Source organism: Pseudomonas sp. PDM25, from assembly GCF_019219045.1.
In the GTDB taxonomy this organism is placed as follows: domain Bacteria; phylum Pseudomonadota; class Gammaproteobacteria; order Pseudomonadales; family Pseudomonadaceae; genus Aquipseudomonas.
This window is the reverse complement of sequence record NZ_JAHUWL010000002.1, coordinates 608,188-630,066: the sequence shown is the minus strand read 5'-3', so window position 1 is coordinate 630,066 and position 21,879 is coordinate 608,188. Positions and strand designations below refer to the sequence as shown.

Genomic DNA, 21,879 nt, shown 5'->3' with positions numbered 1-21,879 from the left:
GACCCGCGAGCAACACATCCGCCGCGAGAAGGCCACCAGCAACATCTGCACCGCACAAGTGCTGCTGGCCAACATCGCCAGCATGTACGCCGTGTACCACGGTCCGAAAGGCCTGACGCAGATCGCCCTGCGTATTCATCACCTGACCGCGATCCTTGCCAAAGGCTTGAGCGCATTGGGCCTGACCGTCGAGCAAGCCAACTTCTTCGACACCCTGACGCTCAAGACCGGCGCGCAAACTGCTGCTTTGCATGACAAGGCTCGCGCCCAACAGATCAACCTGCGGGTCATCGATGGCGAGCGTCTGGGCCTGTCGCTGGACGAAACCACTTCGCCAGCCGACGTGGAAACCCTGTGGAGCGTGCTGGCCGACGGCAAGGCGCTGCCAGACTTCGCCGCCCTCGCCGCCTCGGTACAAAGCACCCTCCCGGCCGCGCTGGTTCGCCAATCGCCGATCCTCAACCACCCGGTGTTCAACCGTTATCACTCGGAAACCGAGCTGATGCGCTACCTGCGCAAGCTCGCCGACAAGGACCTGGCGCTGGACCGCACCATGATCCCGCTGGGCTCCTGCACCATGAAACTCAACGCTGCCAGCGAAATGATCCCGGTGACCTGGGCCGAGTTCGGCGCCCTGCACCCGTTCGCTCCGGCCGAACAAAGCGCTGGCTATCAGCAGCTGACCGACGAGCTGGAAGCGATGCTCTGCGCCGCCACCGGTTACGACGCGATCTCGCTGCAACCGAACGCCGGTTCCCAAGGTGAATACGCCGGCCTGCTGGCGATCCGCGCCTATCACCAGAGCCGTGGCGAAGACCGTCGCGACATCTGCCTGATCCCCTCGTCTGCCCACGGCACCAACCCGGCCACCGCCAACATGGCTGGCATGCGTGTGGTGGTCACCGCCTGCGATGCCCGCGGCAACGTCGACATCGAAGACCTGCGGGCCAAGGCCATCGAGCACCGCGAACACCTCGCCGCGCTGATGATCACCTACCCGTCGACCCACGGCGTGTTCGAAGAAGGCATCCGCGAAATCTGCGGCATCATTCACGACCACGGCGGCCAGGTGTACATCGACGGCGCCAACATGAATGCAATGGTCGGCCTCTGCGCGCCGGGCAAGTTCGGCGGCGACGTGTCGCACCTGAACCTGCACAAAACCTTCTGCATCCCGCACGGCGGTGGCGGCCCGGGCGTTGGTCCGATTGGCGTCAAGTCGCACCTGACGCCGTTCCTGCCGGGTCACGGCACCATGGAGCGTAAAGAGGGCGCGGTCTGCGCCGCACCGTTCGGCAGCGCGAGCATTTTGCCGATCACCTGGATGTACATTCGGATGATGGGCGGCGCCGGTCTCAAGCGCGCCTCGCAACTGGCGATCCTCAATGCCAACTACATTTCCCGTCGCCTCGAAGAGCACTACCCGGTGCTCTACACCGGCAGCAACGGCCTGGTGGCGCACGAATGCATCCTCGACCTGCGTCCGCTGAAAGACAGCAGCGGCATCAGCGTCGATGACGTCGCCAAGCGTCTGATCGACTTCGGCTTCCACGCCCCGACCATGTCGTTCCCGGTGGCCGGCACGCTGATGATCGAGCCGACCGAAAGCGAATCCAAAGAAGAACTGGACCGCTTCTGCGACGCCATGATCCGCATCCGCGAAGAAATCCGCGCAGTGGAAAACGGCACCCTGGACAAGGACGACAACCCGCTGAAAAACGCCCCGCACACCGCGGCGGAAATCGTCGGCGAGTGGACGCATCCGTATAGCCGTGAGCAGGCGGTTTACCCACTCGAAACCTTGATCGACGCCAAATATTGGCCGCCCGTAGGTCGGGTCGACAACGTGTTCGGCGATCGCAACCTGATCTGCGCCTGCCCGTCGATCGCCGACTACCAGGACGCCTAAAAACAACACCCCCCTGTAGGAGCAAAGCTTGCTCGCGATAGCCGTTACACGGTCTATCTGATGAACCGCGTCATCGTTCATCGCGAGCAAGCTTTGCTCCTACAGGTCAGCCAATCCAGAGAACAAAAAGAGGACTCCACCATGTTCAGCAAGCACGACCAGATCAAAGGCTACGACGACGAACTGCTGGCAGCGATGAACGCTGAAGACGCACGCCAAGAACACCACATCGAGCTGATCGCTTCGGAAAACTACACCAGCCAACGGGTGATGGAAGCGCAAGGCAGCGGCCTGACCAACAAGTACGCCGAAGGCTATCCGGGCAAGCGCTATTACGGCGGCTGCGAACACGTCGATGTGGTCGAACAATTGGCCATCGACCGCGCCAAACAGCTGTTCGGCGCCGATTACGCCAACGTCCAGCCGCACTCCGGCAGCCAAGCCAACGCAGCGGTCTATCTGGCGTTGCTGCAAGCTGGCGATACCGTGTTGGGCATGAGCCTGGCCCACGGCGGTCACTTGACCCACGGCGCCAAAGTCAGTTTCTCCGGCAAGTTGTATAACGCCGTTCAGTACGGCATCGACACCGCGACCGGGCTGATCGATTACGACGAAGTCGAACGCCTGGCCGTCGAGCACCAGCCGAAAATGATCATCGCCGGCTTCTCTGCTTACTCGAAAACCCTGGACTTCCCACGTTTCCGGGCGATTGCCGACAAGGTCGGCGCTTATCTGTTTGTCGATATGGCCCACGTTGCCGGGCTGGTAGCGACCGGTCTGTACCCGAACCCGATTCCCTTTGCCGATGTCGTCACTACCACGACCCACAAGACCCTGCGCGGTCCGCGTGGCGGCCTGATCCTGGCCAAGGCCAATCCGGAACTGGAGAAAAAACTCAACGCTGCGGTGTTCCCCGGCGGTCAGGGTGGCCCGTTGATGCACGTGATCGCGGCCAAGGCTGTGTGCTTCAAAGAAGCGCTGGAGCCAGCCTTCAAGACCTATCAGGCGCAAGTGATCCGCAACGCTCAGGCGATGGCAAAAGTCTTTATTGATCGAGGCTACGACGTGGTGTCGGGCGGTACCGACAACCATCTGTTCCTGGTCAGCCTGATTCGTCAGGGCCTGACCGGCAAAGACGCCGACGCCGCCCTCGGTCGTGCCGGTATCACCGTGAACAAGAACGCCGTACCGAACGATCCGCAATCGCCGTTCGTGACCTCGGGCCTGCGCATCGGCACGCCGGCGATCACCAGCCGTGGTTTCAAGGAAACCCAGAGCATCGAGCTGGCGGGCTGGATCTGCGACATCCTCGATCACCTCGGCGATGCCGATGTCGAGGCCCACGTCGCCAGCCAGGCTGCCGCGATGTGCAGTGATTTCCCGGTCTACCGCGACTGATTGCTCGACACTATCCCTGTGGGAGTGAGCCTGCTCGCGATTGGGGAGTGACAGTCGACATCAATGTTGAATGTTTAACCGCTATCGCGAGCAATCTCCCACAGGTTCCGATGCGATCTCGCCTCCCCCACTCGAACAGAAGAACACTACACATGAGCGTACTTGTGGAATCGACCGGCAAAGTGCCGGTAAAAATGGAAGTCGGGGTCAAACTGCGCGGTGCGGAAAAGGTCGCGCGGATTCCGGTGAAGATCATCCCGACCGATGAGTTCCCACGCAAACCCGACTGGATTCGCGTGCGCATACCGATCTCCCCCGAGGTCGACCGGATCAAACAGCTGCTGCGCAAACACAAGCTGCACAGCGTCTGTGAAGAAGCTTCCTGCCCGAACCTCGGCGAGTGTTTTTCCGGAGGCACGGCGACTTTCATGATCATGGGTGACATCTGCACCCGCCGTTGCCCGTTCTGCGATGTCGGCCACGGCCGGCCGAAACCGCTGGATGCCGACGAGCCGATGAACCTCGCCGTGGCCATCGCCGACCTGCGCCTCAAGTACGTGGTGATCACCTCGGTGGACCGCGACGACTTGCGCGACGGCGGCGCCCAGCATTTCGTCGATTGCCTGCGCGAAATCCGCACGCTGTCGCCGGGCGTGCAACTGGAAACCCTGGTGCCGGATTACCGTGGCCGCATGGACCTCGCCCTGGCGATCACCGCCACTGAACCACCCGATGTGTTCAACCATAATCTGGAGACCGTCCCGCGCCTGTACAAAGCCGCGCGGCCGGGTTCGGATTTCGAGTGGTCACTGGATTTGCTGCAGAAATTCAAGCTAATGGTCCCGCATGTACCGACCAAATCCGGCCTGATGCTGGGCCTTGGCGAGACCGACGAGGAAGTCATCGAAGTCATGCAGCGCATGCGTGAGCACGATGTCGACATGCTCACCCTCGGCCAATACCTGCAACCGTCGCGCAGCCACTTGCCGGTCCAGCGTTTCGTGCACCCGGACGTGTTCGCCTGGTTCGCCGAGGAAGGTACGCGGATGGGCTTCAAGAACGTTGCCTCCGGTCCGCTGGTGCGCTCGTCCTACCATGCTGACCAACAAGTTCAGGGGCAACGTCAGGCATTTTGAAGTTGCTCACGCAGGAACTCGATGAAGCGCTGGGTTTTCGCCGGCAGCAACCGCGTCTCGGTGAGGGCATACACCGAGATCGGCGAAGCGTGCCACTGCGGCAAGACCTGGCGTAGTGTGCCATTGGCAACGTCTTGTGCAGCGATGCCTTCCCCCAGTAATGCGATACCCAGATCCAGCGTCGCCAGGCGTCGAATCATGCCCACGCTGTTGAGTTCGAATCGCCCGCCCACCTCAACCTCTACGTCCTCATCACCGCTGGAGAGTATCCAGCGGTCAGCCCGCGTTCCACGCAGTCGCAGGCATTCGTGGTTCGTCAGATCCGTGGGATGAACAGGGTCACCGGCCAGTTCGAGATAACGGGGTGAGGCGTAAAGACCGCGGCGCAAACTGGCGAGCTTGCGGGCGATCAGGTTCGAATTGGCCGGCTCGCCCATGCGAATGACCACATCGACCGGCTCACTCACCAGATCGACCTGACGCGGGGTCAGATCAAAGTCGAAGCTGATGCCGGGATAAAGCCGCGCAAACTGCGCAATCAGCGGCGCCAGGTAAATATTGGCGAAATCCACCGGTAGCGAAGCCCGCAATACACCGGTGGGCCGAGCAAGCATTTCGCCCAACTGCTCGTGCGCGAGCCGGGCCTCCTCGACGATCCGTTTGCAGCGATCAAAGTAAATCTGCCCCGCCTCGGTCAGCTCGATCTTGCGGGTTGTGCGATGCAGAAGCCTTAGGCCGATTTCTTTCTCGAGGCCACTGATCCGGCGCGACAGTGTTGAGTTCGGCATGCCCAAGGCTTCGGCCGCCCGGCGGAAACTGCGCGCCTTCACAACCTCGACGAACAGCGCCATGTCGTTGAGAAACTCCAAGGTCATTGCTCCATCAGTGGAATAGTCATTTCAATTTTACCCGGTTTATCCCGGATTCGGATTGATCAATGATAGCCACATCGATTACTGAGGAGCACCGCAATGAATTCTCTTTTTTCCCAAGTCCAGATCAGTCGCTACACCCTGTCCAACCGCATGGTCATGGCCCCGATGACACGTTCGCGTTCCGATGAGGCCGGCGTGCCCAGCGAACTGGTTGCGACTTACTACGCACAGCGTGCCAGCGCCGGCCTGATCATCAGTGAAGGTGTGTTCCCCGTTGCGATGGGCAAGGGCTATGTCCGCACCCCAGGCATTGAAACCGCCGAGCAGGTCGCCGCCTGGAAGCACGTCACCGAGGCGGTGCATGCTCGCGGCGGACGGATCTTCATGCAGTTGATGCACTGCGGACGCATTTCCCATCCTTCGCTGCTGCCCAATGGCGCCCAGCCACAGGCGCCCTCCGCGATCAAACCCGCCGGCCAAACCTGGACCGCCACGGGCCTTCAGGACTTTGTCACGCCACAGGCGCTGAGCGTGGTTGAAATTGCCGCGGTTATCGAGGGCTACCGCCAAGCGGCGCGTCTGGCCATCGAAGCCGGTTTCGACGGTGTCGAGGTGCACGCCGCATCGGGGTATCTGCCTGAACAGTTTCTCTCTACGGGCAGCAATCAGCGCACCGATGAGTACGGTGGATCGGTTGAAAACCGTGTTCGTTTTGTACTGGACGTGCTGTCCGCCATCTCGACGGAAATCGGTGGTGATCGAGTGGGTCTCAAGCTCTCGCCTGAGATGAACTTCAACGACATTCTCGATGCCAACCCACAAGAAACCTACACCTGGCTGGTCGAACAGCTGCACGGGCTGAATCTCGCCTATCTGCACGTGGCCCTGTTCGGCGCCAGCGTCGACTACCACGCGTTGCTGCGCCCACTGTTCGATGGCCGCTACCTGATCGGTGGCGGACTCGATCAGCGCTCCGCCGAAACCCTGATAGCCGAGGGCCGGGCCGATGCTGCCGTGTTTGGCAGCGCCTTCCTCGCCAACCCCGACCTGCCTGAACGCTTTCGTACAGGCGCCGAGCTTAATGCTCCGGACAAGGACACGTTCTACGCTCCGGGCGCGCAAGGGTATATCGATTATCCGGCCATGAGCCCGGCACAGAGCGCCTGAGGAGATTGCCATGACGACCGTCGCACGTTTGCAGCGCATGAATCACGGCAGTCAGTTCCGGGCCTTCAGTCTGCGTGGAAATCAGTTCGCCAAGCCTATCGACCCCTTCCTCGCGGTCGATCATGCCTGGATCAGCGGGCCGACGTTTCCACCGCACCCGCATGCCGGTTTCTCGGCCGTGTCCTATCTGTTTCTTGATTCCGAAACCGGGATTGATAACCGCGACGCGCTGGGCAACCGCAACCTGATTCAACCCGGTGGGCTGCATTGGACGGCGGCGGGTAAAGGGGTGGTGCACGAGGAGGTGCCGGCCGAGCCGGGCAAGACCGTGCACATGCTGCAAATCTTCATCAACTTGCCGCAGGAGCGCCAAGCGGACGCTCCGTTTGCACTCAGCCTCGAAGCCCAGGATGTGCCCGTGGTGCGGTTGCCAGGGGTCAAGGTGCGCGTACCACTGGGCCGTTTCGCCCAGATGTCGTCGCCCTTGTCGGTACCCACCGAAGTGACCGTGCTGGACATCTCGCTCGAGGACGGCGCTGAAGTCAGCGTCCCGATCCCCGAAGGTCACGTGGCGTTCGTGATGCCGATTGACGGCGAAGTGTGGGTCGACGGCCTCCCCTTCAACCTCATCGAACTCACGCTGCCGGTGAATCTCCCACTGCGTGACGATCGCGCAGTCAGGTTGAGCGCCCCCCAGGGCAACGCCAAAGCCGTACTGTTTTCTGGCGTCCCGTTGAATCAACCCGTGTATTGGCAAGGACCGCTGGCGCTTGCCTCTCAGCCCGCGCTGGCCGAAGCCATTGATGGCTACCAGCGCGGGGCGTTCGGAACGCTGCAACCTCGTTGAATGATCGAAACAGTCCCATACTCTGGGGCGTCAGTGCCCCGACTTTACTGCCAGGAGAATCATCATGACGTACGAAAAATTCAGTGCCGACAATGCCGCCCTGCTGTTGATTGATCACCAGGTGGGGACGATGGGGTGGGTGAAATCCATTCCGTTCGAAGAGCTCAAACGCAACGCGTTGATGCTGGCCAAGGCGGCGAGCATTCTGAAACTTCCGGTGGTCCTGACCTCCAGCATGGAGGAGCACGCTCAGGGGCCTCTGCTGAGCGAACTGGAACAGATCCTGCCCGCCGAGTTCGCTTCCCGCATCCAACGTCTGGGGATCGTCAACGCCATGGACGATGAACACTTCGCCGCGGCCGTCAAAGCGACGGGCCGGAAAAAGCTCATCATTGCCGGTGTCACCAACGACGTCTGCACGGTCTACCCGGCGCTGAGTCTGGTGCGTGACGGGTATGACGTTCAGGTGGTGGCCGATGGAGGTGGCTCACCGACCGTCATGGCCGATGACATCGCCCTGCGCCGGATGGATAAGGGCGGCGTGACGCTGACCACCACCAACCAGCTGATTGCAGAACTCGCCGGCAGCTGGGCGACGCCGCAAGGGAGTCAGTTGGTGCAAGTGCTGATGACGGCGCTTCAAGGCTAGTAACTGTGTGTGCGATTGGCAGAATGGCGCTGGGCTGTTCTGCCGCTCTTCGATTGGCGCAACACCGCTCGCAGTCAACCTGATCAAGGCGTTGAGCGTTGGTGAACCGCGCGTCCTTACGACTGGATTCGATTCCCCTTGAAAGCCTCACGCCGTGCGTTTCGTTCTTCGATGTAGGCGGCGCTCGGCTCGCTGATCAGCTCTTCACGGCGCAAGAGTTCGCCACAATGTTCGCAAAGCGGCCCTAGCCCGGCGGGTTGGCCACAGGTTTTGTGGGTATAAACGACCGCCAACTCCTCCTCCGGCAACTTGCACCAGGTTTCACCCCAGGCTCGTAGCGCAAGGACGACCGAATAGAAGGCCTGCCCTTTCGGGGTGAGGTGATATTCGTAGCGTGGCGGCCGCTCGTTGTAAGGACGGCGTGCGACGAGTCCGTCAGCCTCCATACTCTTCAGGCGTGCGGCGATCATTTGCGGAGTTCCTCCGGTCTGCGCCTGGATCTCGTCGAATCGATGGCTCCCCATGAACAACTCACGCAGGACCAGTACGGTCCAGCGGTCACCCACGACCGCCTCAGCCCGCGCAATCGGGCACAGGGTTTGCGCAGCACTTGTGTTTACCGACATAAGGACTTGCCTCTTTTGCAGTTGCTATGATTATCATATCTAAAGCGTGCCTGGGCAAGCCCTCGGCGCGAGTCATCCAAAATCCCTGGAGAAAACCGCCATGTCCAAAGCCATTTATCCCCTTAACAGAACCGCGTACCTGCTGGTCGATCCTTACAATGATTTCCTGTCGGAAGGCGGAAAGGTCTACCCCTTGATCGAGCCGATTGCCGAGCAAGTCGGCCTGCTCGACAATCTGCGTGCCCTCGACCGCGCCGTGCGTGCACTCGATATTCCGGTGGTCATCGTACCGCACCGCCGTTGGGAGCAAGGCGACTACGAAGGCTGGGATCATCCAAGCCCTACCCAGTGCAAGGTCATGCACATGCATCACTTCGCACGCGGAGAATGGGGCGGCGAATGGCACCCCGATTTCGCGCCAAAGGATGGCGACATCGTCGTTCAGGAACATTGGGGCTCGAGCGGCTTTGCCAATACCGACCTTGATTTTCGCCTCAAACAGAAAGGCATCACGCACGTGATCATCGTTGGCCTGCTGGCGAATACCTGCATCGAGGCAACCGCGCGCTACGCCGTGGAACTCGGTTACCACGTCACACTGGTGCGTGATGCGACCGCTGCCTTCAAGCCGGAAATGATGCATGCCGCGCATGAACTCAACGGTCCCACGTTTGCCCACGCCATTGTGGCGACGAACGAGCTGATCGCGTCCCTGGCGCAGCAGGGGTGACACACATGAAATTGACTGGACACCTCATTATCGGCGCAAACGAAGTCCCGGCCACTGAAGGGACGATGAAGGCGCTCAACCCCGCAACCAACCAGTTGATCGAGCCGGATTTCGCAATCGGTGGCGTGGCGGAAGTCGACCAGGCGGCGACGCTCGCCGACGAAGCATTCGACCATTACAGCCATACCTCGCTTACCCGGCGCGCGGCGTTCCTGGAAAGCATTGCCGACAATCTCGACGCTGTCCGTCATGAGCTTGCCGCACGGGCCGCGCTCGAAACCGGCCTGCCTGAGGCTCAGCTTGAGGGCGAAGCGGCAAAAGCCGCCACCCAGTTTCGCCAATTCGCGGAGGTCGTACGCAAAGGACGCTTCCTCCAGTTGGCCATCGATCCGGCGCAGCCTCATCGTCAACCCCGCCCACGCATGGATCATCGACTTCAGAAAATGGCGATCGGCCCGGTGGCTATTTTCGGTGCGAGCAATTTTCCCATTTCGTATTCGGTCGCAGGAGGCGACACCGCTTCGGCGCTGGCAGCCGGTGCGACCGTCATCGTGAAGGCGCATAACGCCCATCCAGGCGCATCAGAAATTCAGGCGCGTGCCATCCGCAAGGCGGTGCAAGAGAATGGACTGCCAGAGGGGGTTTTCTCGATGGTACGTGGCAGCGGCAACACGATTGGCGAAGCCTTGGTCGATCATCCGTTGATCAAGGCCGTGACGTTCACCGGCTCGGAGCATGGCGGCATGGCGCTGTACCGGCGTGCGCAGCAACGCCCTGATCCCATTCCCGTGTTCACCGAGATGACCAGCGTCAACCCCACGTTCATCCTGCCCCATGCACTGGCCGCACGTGGAGCGCAAATCGGTGATGGCTTTATCGAACGCATGCTGGTCAATGTGGGGCAAGCCTGCCTCAGGCCTGCCCTCCTCTTCGCCATTAAAGGGGCTGGCTATGAAGCGCTGCGCGACGCCATGGTCAAGCGCGTCACCGAAGCATCGGCGCGCACCATGCTGACGCCGGGGATTCATGCGTCCTACTCGAGCGGCCTCGCGGCAATGGAGAGCGTTGGTGCAAATCGTGTCGCCGAAGGCTCGCCAGCCAACGCTGATTTTGATGGCCAGTCGGTGTTGCATGAGGTCGACGGCCAACGTTTCCTGACCAAAACGGTACTTTCGCAAGAAGTATTCGGTCCTTCAGCACTGCTGGTGAACGTCGAGGATGAGGATGAACTGCTCGCCGTCGCTCGCTCGCTCAAGGGCCAGCTCAGCGCCGCCATGCATCTCGATGAGCGCGACATGCCACTGGCTCATCGCATGCTGCCGGTCCTGGAGCGGCGCACCGGGCGAATCGTGGTCAACGCCTTCGCGCATCCTCAGGAGGTGTCTTTCGCCACCATCCACGGTGGACCGTTTCCGGCCACGTCGGACAGCCGCTTCACCTCGGTGGGTATGACGTCGATTGAACGCTTTTTGCGCCCGGTGTCCTACCAGGGTTTTCCTGATGCGCTATTGCCTGAGTCATTGCGCGAGTTTGATCCCTTGGGGCTGCCTCGCCTCGTCGACGGTCAATAAAAGCCATCCTTGAAGCAGTCTTCGCCAACCCGCCCGGTGGCGCCCGCTCGTTGAGCGGGACCGCCGGATAAGTTCGCGGACTCAGCCCTTGGCCGCCATCGCGGTGACTTCCACGCGCATGCCCTCAACCGCCAGGGAGGCCACGCCAACGGCAGCCCGAACCGGCCAGGGCTTGGCGAAGAAGCGCTGGTAGACCTCGTTGAAGGCGGCGCGGTCGGCCATGTCGGTAAGGTAGATGGTCAGGTGCAGAACCCGGTCCATGGAACTGCCGGCGTGCTCCAGCGCAACCTTGAGCGCCTGCAGGGTGCATTCGCTTTGCAGGGCGATGTCACCCAATTCCAGACTGCCATCGGCGCGGGTGGGGATCTGAGTGGAGACCAGCAAGCCGCCGAAACCGGCGACATCGGAGGAGATGGATTGCGGATCGGGGTCGGGGAGAAAGGTGATGTCGTGGTTTGCCATGGGTGTCTCTTGTTAGAGGGGGTAAAGGGGCTGTCGAGTATATAGCGGCTGGAAAACCCAGTGTGGAGCGCCCCGTTTGATAGCGATGTCTTCAGGCTTGAGACACCAATGCTTGTGTAGCCAAAACACGCCAGGGAAAGCTCATTCCAGTAACGAGACCAGGCGCGGCTTAATTGAGGTCGCAAACACCTCAAGCAGAGCCAGCGTCACCGGCAACTTGAAGCGCCGGCGTCCCGCGCTGCCGGGATTGAGGTGTAGCCGTTCGCCGCGCCATTCTATGCGGGGCTTGTGCGAATGGCCGGTGATCACCAGCTTGATGCCGGCATCAAGTACGGCTGGGAGATCGGCTATGTCATGTACCAGCAAGGTCTGCCATCCGTTCAGGTCGAAACATAGGCTGTCGGCGAGATTTTCCGCCCAGGGGGCGTCCAGGTCATTGTTGCCGCGGACCACGTGCAGCGGGGCTATTGACGCCAGTTGATCGAGAATTTCGGGATTGCCGATGTCGCCCGCATGAATAATCCGTTCACAACCCTGCAGTGCAGCAAGGGCTTCGGCGCGGAGCAAGCCATGGGTATCGGAAATCACGCCCACTTTCATGCAACGCTCCAGACCCGGTTCATGCATCGGCACCTATTCCTCAAAGCGACCCGTGGCATCACGATCGCGCTCGTATCGATTTGTCAGCGGAAACGGCGGCAACCAGGACTCGCGACGCACGATCCAGCTTTCGTAGGTTGGCATCAGTTGGTCTGGGGCATCCAGGGATCCCAGGTTCACTTCGATTTCGTCGTCGGTGCGGGCAAAAACGGACGAGCCGCAGCGGGGACAGAAAAACCGTCCGGCGTAGTCGCGTGTTTCACCTTCGATCGTCACCGCACTTTGAGGGAATATCGCGGATGCATGAAAAAGCGCCCCATGATGCTTGCGGCAGTCGAGACAGTGACAAAGGCCGACCCGATACGGGAGTCCCGACGCCTCAATCCGGACGTTGCCGCACAGGCAACCCCCCGTAAATCGCTGCATGCTGCGTCTCCTCTGAAATCAAGCAGTCGGAACGTGATGAAGCCTATACCCAGCGTGCCCCGTTCGCCAGAAGGGCAAAAACCCTATGGGCAAACCGGATTGGAGCACTCTATGATTGAACCCCATGACCACCACGCCTGCGATCCGCCAACCCTGCCCGCCCGGCGCCTGCGACTGCGGGCGTGACCCGCTGCTGGAAACACCGGGGGCGGACGTGCGCATCCTGTTTCTGACCCGTTCGGAGGAAAAGCGCCTGATCGAACGCTTGGAAAACCTCCAGAGCCTGAGTGATCTGGAACGTCTGCAACAGCGGATGTATGAGCAGTTGGGCATCCGCGTCGACATCGCCCCCGGTTTCAACGAAGTACGCACCATGCGCGGTATCGGTATCAACCTTGGCGAACAACCGGGGCTGTGCCGCAAAACCCGTCAGTCGATCCCGGCCGCGATTCGTCGCGCACTGGAGAAGCGCCCGGAGATTGCTTACGCGCTGCTCAACGCCAACGACCTGTTGCGCGATGCCTGAAATCTGCCCCATGACCATCGTCCTCCAGGCGCCTGCGATATTCATTGCCATGCAACGAAACAGGATCAGCGGTCATACGCGGAGTCTTGGCCGCTGCTATGCCTTCTCATGGGAGCAGTGGTTTCAAGCCAGTCAGGGATGAAGCTGGACACTCAAGCGTGACCGTGGTCCCGGCACCCGCCAGGTGTGCGCGAAGAGCAACAGGTGCCAATCCGTAGCAGGAGGTGGCCGATGTTATTCATAGTCAGTTGGTCTATCAGTTCGGCAAATCGTAACAGCGCGATCGAGCGTTTCCTCAAGACCGGGGGGGCTCCACCCGCTGGTGTCAAAATGCTGGGACGCTGGCACGCCATCGGTGGTGCGTCCGGTTTTGGCGTGGCAGAGGCCGGTGATCCGGCAGCCATTCAGAAGTGGGTGCTGGAATGGAGCGACCTCATGACCATGGAAGTCCAGGCGGCACTGACCGATGAACAGATAGCGCCGCTGCTGGCGGCCGCTGTCGGCAAGCAATAGTCGTTGGGGCGGCGAGCCCGGCTCGCCGCCTCATGCCCTCCCGCGATTCGAACAACACATTCCCTATGATCGATCCAGGCACGGATTGAGGACTTCGCCTGGTTGAAATGTCAGCGATCATCTGAATCCACGACCCCGCTGTATAGCCCATGAAACAGAGGCCTGCGGCCGAAAAACCAATTACTGGAAATATCACAATTCTTACCTACGCTCTTCGCGGGGGATCCAACATTTCCTGGGCGGTCGGGGGCTCGTCTCAGAGTACCAACGCTAGTGCGAAGGAGCTCGATATGAACCGGACAAAGCTATCCTCAATATTCGCCGTCCCCTTGTTTCTGTCTGCAATGGTTCTCCCCGGCATCACTCAAGCTGCCGACAAAAGCCCCAACATTGTCGTCATCATGGGCGACGATATTGGCTGGTCCAACATCGGTGTCTACAACCAGGGCATGATGGCCGGTCGAACCCCCAACCTCGACCAGCTCGCGGCTGAAGGCATGCGTTTCACCGACTACTACGCCGAGGCCAGTTGTACCGCCGGGCGCGCCAACTTCATTACCGGCGAACTGCCGATCCGTACCGGGATGACGACTGTCGGGCAGGCCGGTTCTCCCATTGGTATTCCCGCCGAAGCCGTCACCATCGCCACCGCACTCAAGTCCATGGGCTACGCCACCGGCCAGTTCGGCAAGAACCACTTGGGCGACTTGAACGAATTCCTGCCGACCGTGCATGGTTTCGACGAGTTCTTCGGCTATCTCTATCACCTCGACGCCATGGAAGACCCGGCGCACCCCAACTATCCGCAAGATCTTCTGCCCACCGTCGGCCCACGGAACATGGTTCACAGCTGGGCCACCACAACTGACGATACGACCGTGATGCCGCGCTGGGGCAAGGTCGGCAAACAAAAAATCGAAGACGCCGGCACCCTCTATCCGGAGCGGATGAAAACCGTCGATGACGAGATTCGCGACAAGGCCCTCGCCTTCATCGACAAGGCCAGGCAGGACAACAAACCGTTCTTTCTCTGGCTCAACCCGACCCGCATGCACATCGTCACTCACCTTTCCGACAAGTACGAAGCCATGCGCAATGCGCAAAATGGCTGGTCGGAACAGGAAGCCGGCATGGCGCAGATCGACGACATCGTCGGCGACGTGATGGCCAAGCTGAAAAAAGACGGCATGGATGACAACACCATCGTGATTTTCACCACGGACAACGGCGCTGAAAACTTTACCTGGCCGGATGGCGGCACCACGCCGTTTGCCATGGGTAAAGGCACGGTGATGGAAGGTGGTTTCCGGGCCCCGGCGATCATTCGCTGGCCGGGCAAGGTACCTGCCAACCAGGTGGCCAACGGCATCATGTCAGGCATGGACTGGTTCCCGACCCTGGTCGCGGCGGCGGGCAACCCGAACATCAGCGCAGAATTGCTCAAGGGCAAACAACTGGGCGATACCACTTACAAAGTGCACCTCGACGGCTACGACCAGACACCGATGATTACCGGCAAAGGTCCGTCCAATCGCCATGAAATTTTCTATTTTGGCGAAAGCACGCTAGGCGCGATCCGTATCGATGACTTCAAGTACCGCTTCATTGACCAGCCCGGTGGCTGGCTGGGGGCAAAAACCACGCTGGACATGCCAATCCTGACCAACCTGCGCCTCGACCCATTCGAACGCGCCGGGTGGCCGGAAAACATGGCGGCCAATGGCTCGCTGGAGTATTTCGAATGGTTCAAATTCCAGTTCTGGCGCTTCGTGTTTGTGCAGCAACAGGTGGTCAAACTGGCTGAAACAGCGGTTGAGTTCCCGCCCATGCAAAAAGGCGCGAGCTTCAACCTCGAAGCAGTCAAAGCCAAGATCGAAGCGGCCCGGGCGGCCATGGGCAAGTAAGCAGTTGAATTCGCGGGTGGCCAGCGCTCGGCACCCGCGTTCATGACGGACATGTGCTGAGGTGACCCCATGCAGATAAAAACATCCGCCCTGCCCGCCATCACCCTGTGTGCCCTGTGCAGTCAGCACGCTTACGCTGGCGGCATCATGCTCTATGAAATCGGCACCGATAACGCCGGTCTGGCCAACGCCGGCGCCGCGGCCCGTGCTCAAGGTCCCTCGACCATCGCCAGTAACCCGGCGGGCATGAGTTATCTGCCCGGCACACAGATCACCGGTGGTTTGCAGATTCTCTACGGAGACCTGAGCTTCGATCGCGACTCAAACACCAATGGCACCGGCACTGGCAGTGGTAACGCCCTCGACCCGATTCCCAGTGGCAGCTTCTTCGTCAGCCACCAATTCGACGACCACTGGAGCATTGGCTTCGGCCAGTACGCTGACTTTGGCCTGGCGGTCAATTACGACAACGACTGGTCCGGGCGCTACTTCGCACAAAACGCCAGCCTCGCCGGTTTGTCTTTCGTGCCCAGCGTGGCTTATCGCTTTAACGAGCAATGGTCGGTGGGCGTTGGCGTGAAAGCCATGTACGGCATGTTGCAAGCGCAAACCGCGATCGACCGTTCGCCTTTCGGCTTCACCGACCGCAGCGACGGCCAATTCAAATACAAGGACCAGGATTGGGGTTTCGGCGCGAATGTGGGGGTCATCTATGCCCCGCAACCCGGCACCCGCATCGGCCTGGCCTACACCAGCAAGGTCGATCTGGAGTTCGAGAATGGGCTGGACGTCAAAGGCGACGGGCCCGCTCTGAATCGTCTGGACGGCCTGAACACCCAACTCGACATGACCGTGCCCCAAACTGCAACGCTGAGCCTGTTCCAGCAACTCGACCCGCAATGGGCCCTGCTGGCCTCGGTCAACTGGCAAGACTGGTCAGAGTTTGGCGACATCGCGGTGCAAGTCGACACCACCGCGTTTGGCGCTCAATCGACGACGATCGACGCCCATTTCAAAGACACCTGGCAACTGGCGCTCGGCGCGCAGTATCAGGCCACGCCGCAACTGTTGTGGAACGTCGGTGTGGCGTATGACAGCAGCGCCGTTTCGGATGCAAACCGAACTTTTACCGTGCCAATGGGAGAATCCTGGCGCATTGCGGCCGGAGCCACCTATGCTCTGAACAAGGTCACCGACATCAATGTCAGCTGGGCCATGGTTTGGTTGGGCGATATGCCGGTGGACCAGACCAAGTCCACGTCGGGTATTCGAACTTCCGGTCAGTTCGACAATGCCTGGATTCAAGCCGTGACCGGCAATATGACCTGGCGTTTCTGATGCCCTGCTACCGAAAAAAATGACTTAACCCATGGAGCAAACACCACTATGAACCTGTCCCGAAAACTGTTTATTGGCGCTGCGCTGACCACTCTGCTGCTCGGCGGTTGCACCTCGAAAGTCACCGAGCGTGAGCAGTATTCCGGCTTCCTGTCCAACTACAACAACTTGCAGGAGGTCACCACCACCAGCGGCGAAACCGCCATGCGCTGGGTGAGCCCGTCCTGGAATCCAAATGCCTATAACACCGTGGCGTTCAATAAGCTGGAGCTTTACCCGGCGCCCAAGCCCACTGAGCGGGTTAACAAGCAAACCCTGGACGAGTTGCAGAGCTACATGACCAGTAAGGCCAAAGGTGTGCTGGGGCAGAAATATCGGGTGGTATCGAGCGCAAAATCAGCGCCAGCCGGTTCAAAAACCTTGATCATGCGCGCGGCGATCACCGGGGTGACTGCCGAAAACGAAGGCATGAAGTGGTATGAAGTGGTGCCGGTTGCCGCCGTCGTGGGGGGTGTTTCCGCTGCCAGTGGTCACCGCGATCAGGACACTACCCTGTTCATCGAGGCCGAGTTCATCGACGCCAGCACCAACCAGACCGTGGCCAAAGTCGTGCGCAAAGTCTTTGGTACCACACTGGAAAACGCCAGCCAGAAGATCACCACCAAGGATTTCAAAGTGGCGATCGACAAGCTGACCAGTGACCTGCAGGCATTTATCAAATAGCTCGTTGCAGGAGCACGGCTTGCCGGCGATGGCGCCCTTGAGAACGCCATCGCCGGCAAGCCGTGCTCCTGCAAGGGCGTACATGGCTATTTTTTCATCCCGACCCGCCGCCGCATCTCGGCGGTGATCGACTGCCGGGTTTTCTTCAAATCCTTCCACGGCTCGTCGCCGACTTCGGCCAAGCGCTCATGCAGGGTGTGGATGTTCCACTGATTGCCGCCCTTGAGCTCGGCCACCTCCTCGCGAAAGATCGGTACCGACACCGGCAGCCCTTCACGGGTGCGCACGGCGTAGGCGCAGATGGTCGTGGCACCGAGGCCGTTGCGCAGGTAATCGATGAAGATCCGCCCGACCCGGTTCTTCGGTCCCGACACGGCGGAAAAACGCTCCGGCAGCAATTTGGCCATGTGGCTGACAATCGCGTGGCTGAAGTCTTTCACCTCATCCCAACCCAGCTTGCGAGTCAGTGGCACCACCAGGTGAATCCCCTTGCCGCCGCTGGTCTTGAGAAACGCCTTGAGCCCCAGTTCGTCGAGTACCGAGAGGGTCAGCTGGGTGGCTTCGACCATGCTTTTCCAGGGCAGCGCCGGGTCGGGGTCGAGGTCAAGGACGAAGCGATCGGGTTTGTCGAGGTTGTCCGAGGTGGCGTTCCAGGTGTGCAACTCGACGGTACTCATCTGCACGGCGCCGATCAGGGCCTCGGCGTTGTTGATGATCATCACCGGTTGGCCGGTGAGTGCCTTGTCCAGGGTGGTAATCCCCGGAATGGCCAGGCGCTCGGCGTTCTTCTGGAAAAACAGTTCGCCGGCGATGCCGTCCGGGGCACGCACCAGCGCCACGGGCCGGTCCTTGAGCTCGGGCAAAATCCATTCGGCGACGCTGGCGTAATACTCCGCCAGTTGCACTTTGGTGGTGCCGCTGCTGGCGTCGATCACCCGGTCCGGGTGAGTGATGCGCACCTTGCCCTCGCCCAGGCCGATTTGTGAGGGCGCGGGCGCGGCTTTCTTTTTGGCAGAAGTGGAAGGTTTTTCGGCAGTGGTTTTTCTCGCGGCTGAAGTCTTCACGGCTTTCGGACGCTCCTCGGTAATGTCTTCGGCAGGCTTGTCGTCACGCAGGCCATGGAACACCGCATGACGGACTGAACCTTCTTTGGTCATTTCGGCAAAAGCGACCTCCGCCAGCAGCGTGGGCTTGAGCCAGTGCACACCCTTGGCGTCAAAACCGCTCGGCGGGTTGACCACTGAACTCTTTTTGCTCTGCAACGGTTTCAGTTGCTCGTAAATGCGCTTGAGCGTCGTCTCGTTGAACCCGGTGCCGACCTTGCCCGCGTAACGCAACTCGCCGCTGTCGCGGTCATGCAGTCCCAGCAGCAGCGCACCGAAGGCATTGCGCGAGCCTTTCGGGTCGGTGAAACCGACGACCACAAATTCCTGCCGATGCTTGCACTTGAGCTTGATCCAGTCGCTGCTGCGCCGCGACACGTAAGGCGTGCCCAGACGCTTGCCGATCAGCCCTTCCATCTGCATTTGGCAGGCGCTGTTGAGCAGCGCTTCCGGTTCTTCGCTAAAGGCATCGGAGAAGCGCAGCAGCGGATCTTTGTTGGGGTTGAGCACAGTCGACAGCGCGACCCTTCGCTCCTCGACCGGCACCTCGCGCAGGTCCACACCGTTGAGGTAAGGCATGTCGAACAGGTAGTAGACGATGTTGCCGCTGCGCCCCGAGTCGAAGGCGTTTTGCAAGGCTTGAAAGTCCGGCACGCCCTGCTCGTCGGCGACCACCATTTCCCCGTCGAGCCAGGCGGATTCGAGACCCAGCGCCGCCAACGCCTCGGCTTGTCTGGGCAGTTTGTGGGTCCAGTCGTGGCCGTTGCGGGTGAACAGTTTGACCTCGTCGTGGTCGATGCGGGCCATGATCCGATAGCCATCGAACTTGATCTCATAGCTCCACTCGCCGCCCGGGGCCTTTTCGACCAGCGTCGCCAGTTCCGGTTTGAGCAGCTCCGGCAGTTTGGCTTTGCGGGCGCCCGTCAATGGCGCCGATTTTTCCTCGCGCGCCGGGGCGGCGGGTTTTTTGACGGCTTTGGGTTTGGCAGCGGTCTTCGGCTTTTTGGCAACGATGGTCCGGTCACTGAGCACGCTGTCGGGCTCGGCGGCGACCACGTCGTAATCGCTTTCGGGTTTGGCCGCGCCGTCCTGATGCTTGATCAGAAACCATTGCTCCTGCTTGCCTGGCAGGTGCGTGCGCACCAGGTTCCACAGGCCGCCAAGCTTCTCGCCCTTTAGCTCGAATTTGAGCTTGCCCTTGGCGTACGCCTCGGCCGGATCGTCCTGAGGAATCCACACCCCACGGTCCCAGACGATCACGTCGCCGGCACCATAATGCCCCTCGGGAATGCGGCCCTCGAAGGTGGCGTAATCCATCGGATGGTCCTCGACATGGACCGCCAGGCGCTTGACCTTGGGGTCCAGTGACGGGCCTTTGGGCACCGCCCAGCTTTTCAGCGCGCCATCGAGTTCCAGGCGAAAGTCGTAATGCAGGCGCGAGGCGTCGTGCTTCTGGATGCAGAACTGCAAGGCATGGTCTTTCGCGGTTTTTTTGCCCGAACGTTTACCGGCAGCCGGTTCAGCGGTCGCCGAGAAATCGCGCATGCGATTGTAATCGTCCAGGCTTCTGGTCATGGCGCACCTGCTGACGAGCTCACGGTGCCCCCGATGCCGGGGCCGATACGCGTGACAATCAGGGCAACGACGGCAATGCGTTCCACCCGCTGATAGCCAGGGGTCAACAGTTCTTCACCGAACACATCGGGGTCGATTTCGTGGTAGGTCCAGCCAAACATCGGCGATTCCAGACGCGGCGTCACCGCATCCAGAAACGGGTCGAGACCATCGATCATCGCCACACCGGTGTACAGCACCAGCGAACCACCGGGGGCCAACCGATACAGGGCCTGCTCGACAATGCGCAACGACAATTGCGCGCCGAGCGCCCCGCCGCCATGTCGGTAAGCACGCTCGGCCGGGTCGGCCATGTAGGGCGGATTGGCGACGATCAGGTCGAATTGGCCGTCGACGTCTTGCAGCACGTCGCTGGCTTCGATGCTGACGTTAGCCACCTCGGCGAGGGCGACGTTAACCGCCGTCATGCGTAACGCCAACGGGTTGATGTCCACCGCCAGGACTTCCGCTTCCCGGCGTGCGCGGGCAATCACAATCGCCCCGACGCCCGCGCCGCAACCGATGTCCACGGCGCGCCTGATCGGCGCGAAGCTCTGTTGCAGATGGGCGTGAATCAACTGAGCAAAACGGTAGGTGTCGGGGCCGAAAAACACCGCGTCAGCGGCATCAGTGGGGTAACCCGAATGCACGAACAACAGGTCATCGAGGCTTGACCAGCGCACATGACTTTTCAGTCGACCATTGCATTCATCGAGGACGCCTGCCTGTTGCAACTGCCGCTGCTCATCCACCGACAACAGACCGGGCTCAAACGGCCGCGACCAGCCGAAGACTTCACGCAGGGTCCGGGCGCTTTGCCCGAAGGAGCGATCATTGACCCGCTGATGGGTCAGCGGCGTTGGCGTGATGAAACGGTAACCGTCGGCCTGCAAGCGGCGCCCCAGCTGCAACAAGGCCAGATCGGCGGCGCCAAGGTGTTCTTCCTGATTCATGGAGGGCTCCCTATCGAAAACGGATTTGAGTTCGATGAACCGTCGCGTGGCCATCAGGCCAGCGGGGTGGGCGTGCCGATGGGCGGACAACCACGGAATCAAGACCTGCATTTGCTCGTCGGCAGCAAGCCCTTTAAGTGTAGCGTGCAGGCTTATCCGCTGAATCAGCACGTCTCTACATCAGCAGAGCGACACCCCCGGAAGAAAATTCCATCGGCGTTGAAATCGCCCGGACAGACGGGCTTGTGGCGCGGCCCCGGCGCCAGATCAAGTGAATATACTCAGCGGGTATGGACTCATCCTTCGGAGAGCAATCATGCGAACGATTCATGTCATCGAGACCGGAAAAAAACCCGACCCGGTCAATGTCGTGGGTGAGACCATCACCATTCTTGCAGGTGGAGATCTGAGCAAACCTTTTGAAATGCATATCCAGGAAGGCGTGCAAGGCGGCGGGCCACCCGCGCATTTTCATCCTTGGGACGAAGCGTTCTACGTCATTGACGGGCAGGTGGAAGTGACGATTGCGGGCAAGGCCACCACTGTTCTCCCCGGGGGTTATGTGCATATTCCCGGTGGGACTATTCATGCTTACAAGAACATCAGTGCGACGGCGAAGATGATCGGCGTGGTGTCTGATCCCCGCGGTGGTCAGTTCTTTGCCGCGCTGGATCAGCTCAAAGTGCCGCAGGATTTACCGCAGATACTGGCAATCGCCGAGAGCTTCGGCGTTACGTTTCTGCTGCCGAAAGCCCCTGCCCCCCTGTAAGGGCCAGCACTCTCGTTGATCGTTCCCACGCTCTGCGTGG

21 protein-coding genes are annotated in these 21,879 nt (G+C 60.6%); 14 read left to right on the top strand and 7 right to left on the bottom strand.

Translation table 11 applies throughout. The annotated features are described in order from the left end of the window. From gcvP to lipA, 3 genes are all read left to right on the top strand, one after another. On the top strand, positions 1-1,909 hold a 1,909-nt coding region (gene gcvP / locus KW848_RS05515), incomplete at its 5' end, for an aminomethyl-transferring glycine dehydrogenase (protein WP_218536256.1). A 141-nt stretch (positions 1,910-2,050) separates the two neighbouring features. Continuing rightward, positions 2,051-3,307, top strand: a complete 1,257-nt coding sequence (gene glyA, locus KW848_RS05510) for a serine hydroxymethyltransferase (protein ID WP_192410748.1) — start codon at positions 2,051-2,053, stop codon at positions 3,305-3,307. Between the two features lie 152 nt (positions 3,308-3,459). Beyond that, the gene (gene lipA, locus KW848_RS05505) at positions 3,460-4,443 is read left to right on the top strand and encodes a lipoyl synthase (protein ID WP_192410747.1); all 984 of its coding nucleotides are present in this window, start codon (positions 3,460-3,462) and stop codon (positions 4,441-4,443) included. On the opposite strand, the gene KW848_RS05500 is transcribed toward lipA, so the two are convergent. Beyond that, the gene (locus KW848_RS05500) at positions 4,431-5,312 is read right to left on the bottom strand and encodes a LysR family transcriptional regulator (protein WP_192410763.1); all 882 of its coding nucleotides are present in this window, start codon (positions 5,310-5,312) and stop codon (positions 4,431-4,433) included. The genes lipA and KW848_RS05500 overlap by 13 nt on opposite strands. A 102-nt stretch (positions 5,313-5,414) precedes the next feature. On the opposite strand from KW848_RS05500, the gene KW848_RS05495 reads away from it, so the two are divergent. The 3 genes from KW848_RS05495 (at position 5,415) to KW848_RS05485 (ending at position 7,981) form a co-directional block, all read left to right on the top strand. Further along, positions 5,415-6,485, top strand: a complete 1,071-nt coding sequence (locus tag KW848_RS05495) for an alkene reductase (RefSeq protein ID WP_218536255.1) — start codon at positions 5,415-5,417, stop codon at positions 6,483-6,485. 10 nt (positions 6,486-6,495) lie between these two features. Beyond that, on the top strand, positions 6,496-7,332 hold the full coding sequence (locus KW848_RS05490; protein WP_218536254.1) for a pirin family protein: 837 nt from the start codon (positions 6,496-6,498) through the stop codon (positions 7,330-7,332). A gap of 64 nt (positions 7,333-7,396) precedes the next feature. After that, entirely contained in the window at positions 7,397-7,981 is a 585-nt protein-coding gene (locus KW848_RS05485) for an isochorismatase family protein (RefSeq protein ID WP_218536253.1), read from the top strand. A 116-nt stretch (positions 7,982-8,097) separates the two neighbouring features. On the opposite strand, the gene KW848_RS05480 is transcribed toward KW848_RS05485, so the two are convergent. Beyond that, a complete protein-coding gene (locus KW848_RS05480) occupies positions 8,098-8,607 on the bottom strand; it encodes a helix-turn-helix domain-containing protein (RefSeq protein WP_218536252.1) in 510 nt (169 codons plus the stop codon). A gap of 100 nt (positions 8,608-8,707) precedes the next feature. Here KW848_RS05480 and KW848_RS05475 point away from each other — a divergent pair, with 100 nt between their 5' ends. Both KW848_RS05475 and KW848_RS05470 read left to right on the top strand, forming a co-directional pair. After that, entirely contained in the window at positions 8,708-9,337 is a 630-nt protein-coding gene (locus KW848_RS05475) for an isochorismatase family cysteine hydrolase (RefSeq protein ID WP_218536251.1), read from the top strand. A gap of 5 nt (positions 9,338-9,342) precedes the next feature. Next, on the top strand, positions 9,343-10,908 hold the full coding sequence (locus tag KW848_RS05470) for an aldehyde dehydrogenase (NADP(+)) (protein ID WP_218536250.1): 1,566 nt from the start codon (positions 9,343-9,345) through the stop codon (positions 10,906-10,908). An 81-nt stretch (positions 10,909-10,989) separates the two neighbouring features. Here the strand turns inward: KW848_RS05470 and KW848_RS05465 are convergent, their stop codons facing one another. The 3 genes from KW848_RS05465 to KW848_RS05455 form a co-directional block, all read right to left on the bottom strand. Continuing rightward, on the bottom strand, positions 10,990-11,370 hold the full coding sequence (locus KW848_RS05465) for a RidA family protein (protein WP_192410740.1): 381 nt from the start codon (positions 11,368-11,370) through the stop codon (positions 10,990-10,992). Between the two features lie 141 nt (positions 11,371-11,511). Continuing rightward, positions 11,512-11,970 carry a metallophosphoesterase family protein gene (locus KW848_RS05460; protein ID WP_218536249.1) on the bottom strand — a complete coding sequence of 153 codons (459 nt, stop codon included), beginning with the start codon at positions 11,968-11,970 and terminating at the stop codon, positions 11,512-11,514. Positions 11,971-12,003: 33 nt separating this feature from the next. Continuing rightward, positions 12,004-12,396: a GFA family protein gene (locus KW848_RS05455; RefSeq protein ID WP_218536248.1), complete on the bottom strand. Its 393-nt coding sequence runs from the start codon at positions 12,394-12,396 to the stop codon at positions 12,004-12,006. Between the two features lie 124 nt (positions 12,397-12,520). On the opposite strand from KW848_RS05455, the gene KW848_RS05450 reads away from it, so the two are divergent. The 5 genes from KW848_RS05450 (at position 12,521) to KW848_RS05430 (ending at position 17,400) form a co-directional block, all read left to right on the top strand. After that, positions 12,521-12,922, top strand: a complete 402-nt coding sequence (locus tag KW848_RS05450) for a hypothetical protein (RefSeq protein ID WP_033053149.1) — start codon at positions 12,521-12,523, stop codon at positions 12,920-12,922. Between the two features lie 231 nt (positions 12,923-13,153). Next, positions 13,154-13,435: a DUF3303 domain-containing protein gene (locus KW848_RS05445; RefSeq protein ID WP_111448738.1), complete on the top strand. Its 282-nt coding sequence runs from the start codon at positions 13,154-13,156 to the stop codon at positions 13,433-13,435. A gap of 290 nt (positions 13,436-13,725) precedes the next feature. Further along, on the top strand, positions 13,726-15,339 hold the full coding sequence (locus tag KW848_RS05440) for an arylsulfatase (protein WP_218536247.1): 1,614 nt from the start codon (positions 13,726-13,728) through the stop codon (positions 15,337-15,339). Between the two features lie 69 nt (positions 15,340-15,408). Then, on the top strand, positions 15,409-16,677 hold the full coding sequence (locus tag KW848_RS05435) for an OmpP1/FadL family transporter (protein ID WP_218536246.1): 1,269 nt from the start codon (positions 15,409-15,411) through the stop codon (positions 16,675-16,677). Between the two features lie 48 nt (positions 16,678-16,725). Continuing rightward, on the top strand, positions 16,726-17,400 hold the full coding sequence (locus tag KW848_RS05430) for a DUF3313 domain-containing protein (protein WP_218536245.1): 675 nt from the start codon (positions 16,726-16,728) through the stop codon (positions 17,398-17,400). An 86-nt stretch (positions 17,401-17,486) separates the two neighbouring features. Here KW848_RS05430 and ligD read toward each other — a convergent pair whose 3' ends face one another. Both ligD and KW848_RS05420 read right to left on the bottom strand, forming a co-directional pair. Further along, positions 17,487-20,078 (bottom strand): DNA ligase D, encoded by a 2,592-nt coding sequence (gene ligD, locus KW848_RS05425; protein ID WP_218536244.1) that lies wholly within the window; start codon positions 20,076-20,078, stop codon positions 17,487-17,489. Then, entirely contained in the window at positions 20,075-21,070 is a 996-nt protein-coding gene (locus KW848_RS05420; RefSeq protein WP_192410735.1) for a class I SAM-dependent methyltransferase, read from the bottom strand. The genes ligD and KW848_RS05420 overlap by 4 nt, the downstream gene beginning before the upstream one ends. A 316-nt stretch (positions 21,071-21,386) precedes the next feature. Between KW848_RS05420 and KW848_RS05415 the strand changes: the two genes are divergently transcribed. Next, positions 21,387-21,839 (top strand): cupin domain-containing protein, encoded by a 453-nt coding sequence (locus KW848_RS05415; protein ID WP_218536243.1) that lies wholly within the window; start codon positions 21,387-21,389, stop codon positions 21,837-21,839. The last annotated feature ends 40 nt before the right edge of the window (positions 21,840-21,879 follow it).

Excerpts from the sequence above, each read along its gene's own strand:
- glyA (WP_192410748.1), top strand. The coding sequence starts at position 2,051 with ATGTTCAGCAAGCACGACCAGATCAAAGGCTACGACGACGAACTGCTG.
- lipA (WP_192410747.1), top strand. The coding sequence starts at position 3,460 with ATGAGCGTACTTGTGGAATCGACCGGCAAAGTGCCGGTAAAAATGGAA.
- KW848_RS05495 (WP_218536255.1), top strand. The coding sequence starts at position 5,415 with ATGAATTCTCTTTTTTCCCAAGTCCAGATCAGTCGCTACACCCTGTCC.
- KW848_RS05490 (WP_218536254.1), top strand. The coding sequence starts at position 6,496 with ATGACGACCGTCGCACGTTTGCAGCGCATGAATCACGGCAGTCAGTTC.
- KW848_RS05485 (WP_218536253.1), top strand. The coding sequence starts at position 7,397 with ATGACGTACGAAAAATTCAGTGCCGACAATGCCGCCCTGCTGTTGATT.
- KW848_RS05480 (WP_218536252.1), bottom strand. The coding sequence starts at position 8,607 with ATGTCGGTAAACACAAGTGCTGCGCAAACCCTGTGCCCGATTGCGCGG.
- KW848_RS05475 (WP_218536251.1), top strand. The coding sequence starts at position 8,708 with ATGTCCAAAGCCATTTATCCCCTTAACAGAACCGCGTACCTGCTGGTC.
- KW848_RS05470 (WP_218536250.1), top strand. The coding sequence starts at position 9,343 with ATGAAATTGACTGGACACCTCATTATCGGCGCAAACGAAGTCCCGGCC.
- KW848_RS05465 (WP_192410740.1), bottom strand. The coding sequence starts at position 11,370 with ATGGCAAACCACGACATCACCTTTCTCCCCGACCCCGATCCGCAATCC.
- KW848_RS05460 (WP_218536249.1), bottom strand. The coding sequence starts at position 11,970 with ATGAAAGTGGGCGTGATTTCCGATACCCATGGCTTGCTCCGCGCCGAA.
- KW848_RS05455 (WP_218536248.1), bottom strand. The coding sequence starts at position 12,396 with ATGCAGCGATTTACGGGGGGTTGCCTGTGCGGCAACGTCCGGATTGAG.
- KW848_RS05450 (WP_033053149.1), top strand. The coding sequence starts at position 12,521 with ATGACCACCACGCCTGCGATCCGCCAACCCTGCCCGCCCGGCGCCTGC.
- KW848_RS05445 (WP_111448738.1), top strand. The coding sequence starts at position 13,154 with ATGTTATTCATAGTCAGTTGGTCTATCAGTTCGGCAAATCGTAACAGC.
- KW848_RS05440 (WP_218536247.1), top strand. The coding sequence starts at position 13,726 with ATGAACCGGACAAAGCTATCCTCAATATTCGCCGTCCCCTTGTTTCTG.
- KW848_RS05435 (WP_218536246.1), top strand. The coding sequence starts at position 15,409 with ATGCAGATAAAAACATCCGCCCTGCCCGCCATCACCCTGTGTGCCCTG.
- KW848_RS05430 (WP_218536245.1), top strand. The coding sequence starts at position 16,726 with ATGAACCTGTCCCGAAAACTGTTTATTGGCGCTGCGCTGACCACTCTG.
- ligD (WP_218536244.1), bottom strand. The coding sequence starts at position 20,078 with ATGACCAGAAGCCTGGACGATTACAATCGCATGCGCGATTTCTCGGCG.
- KW848_RS05420 (WP_192410735.1), bottom strand. The coding sequence starts at position 21,070 with ATGAATCAGGAAGAACACCTTGGCGCCGCCGATCTGGCCTTGTTGCAG.
- KW848_RS05415 (WP_218536243.1), top strand. The coding sequence starts at position 21,387 with ATGCGAACGATTCATGTCATCGAGACCGGAAAAAAACCCGACCCGGTC.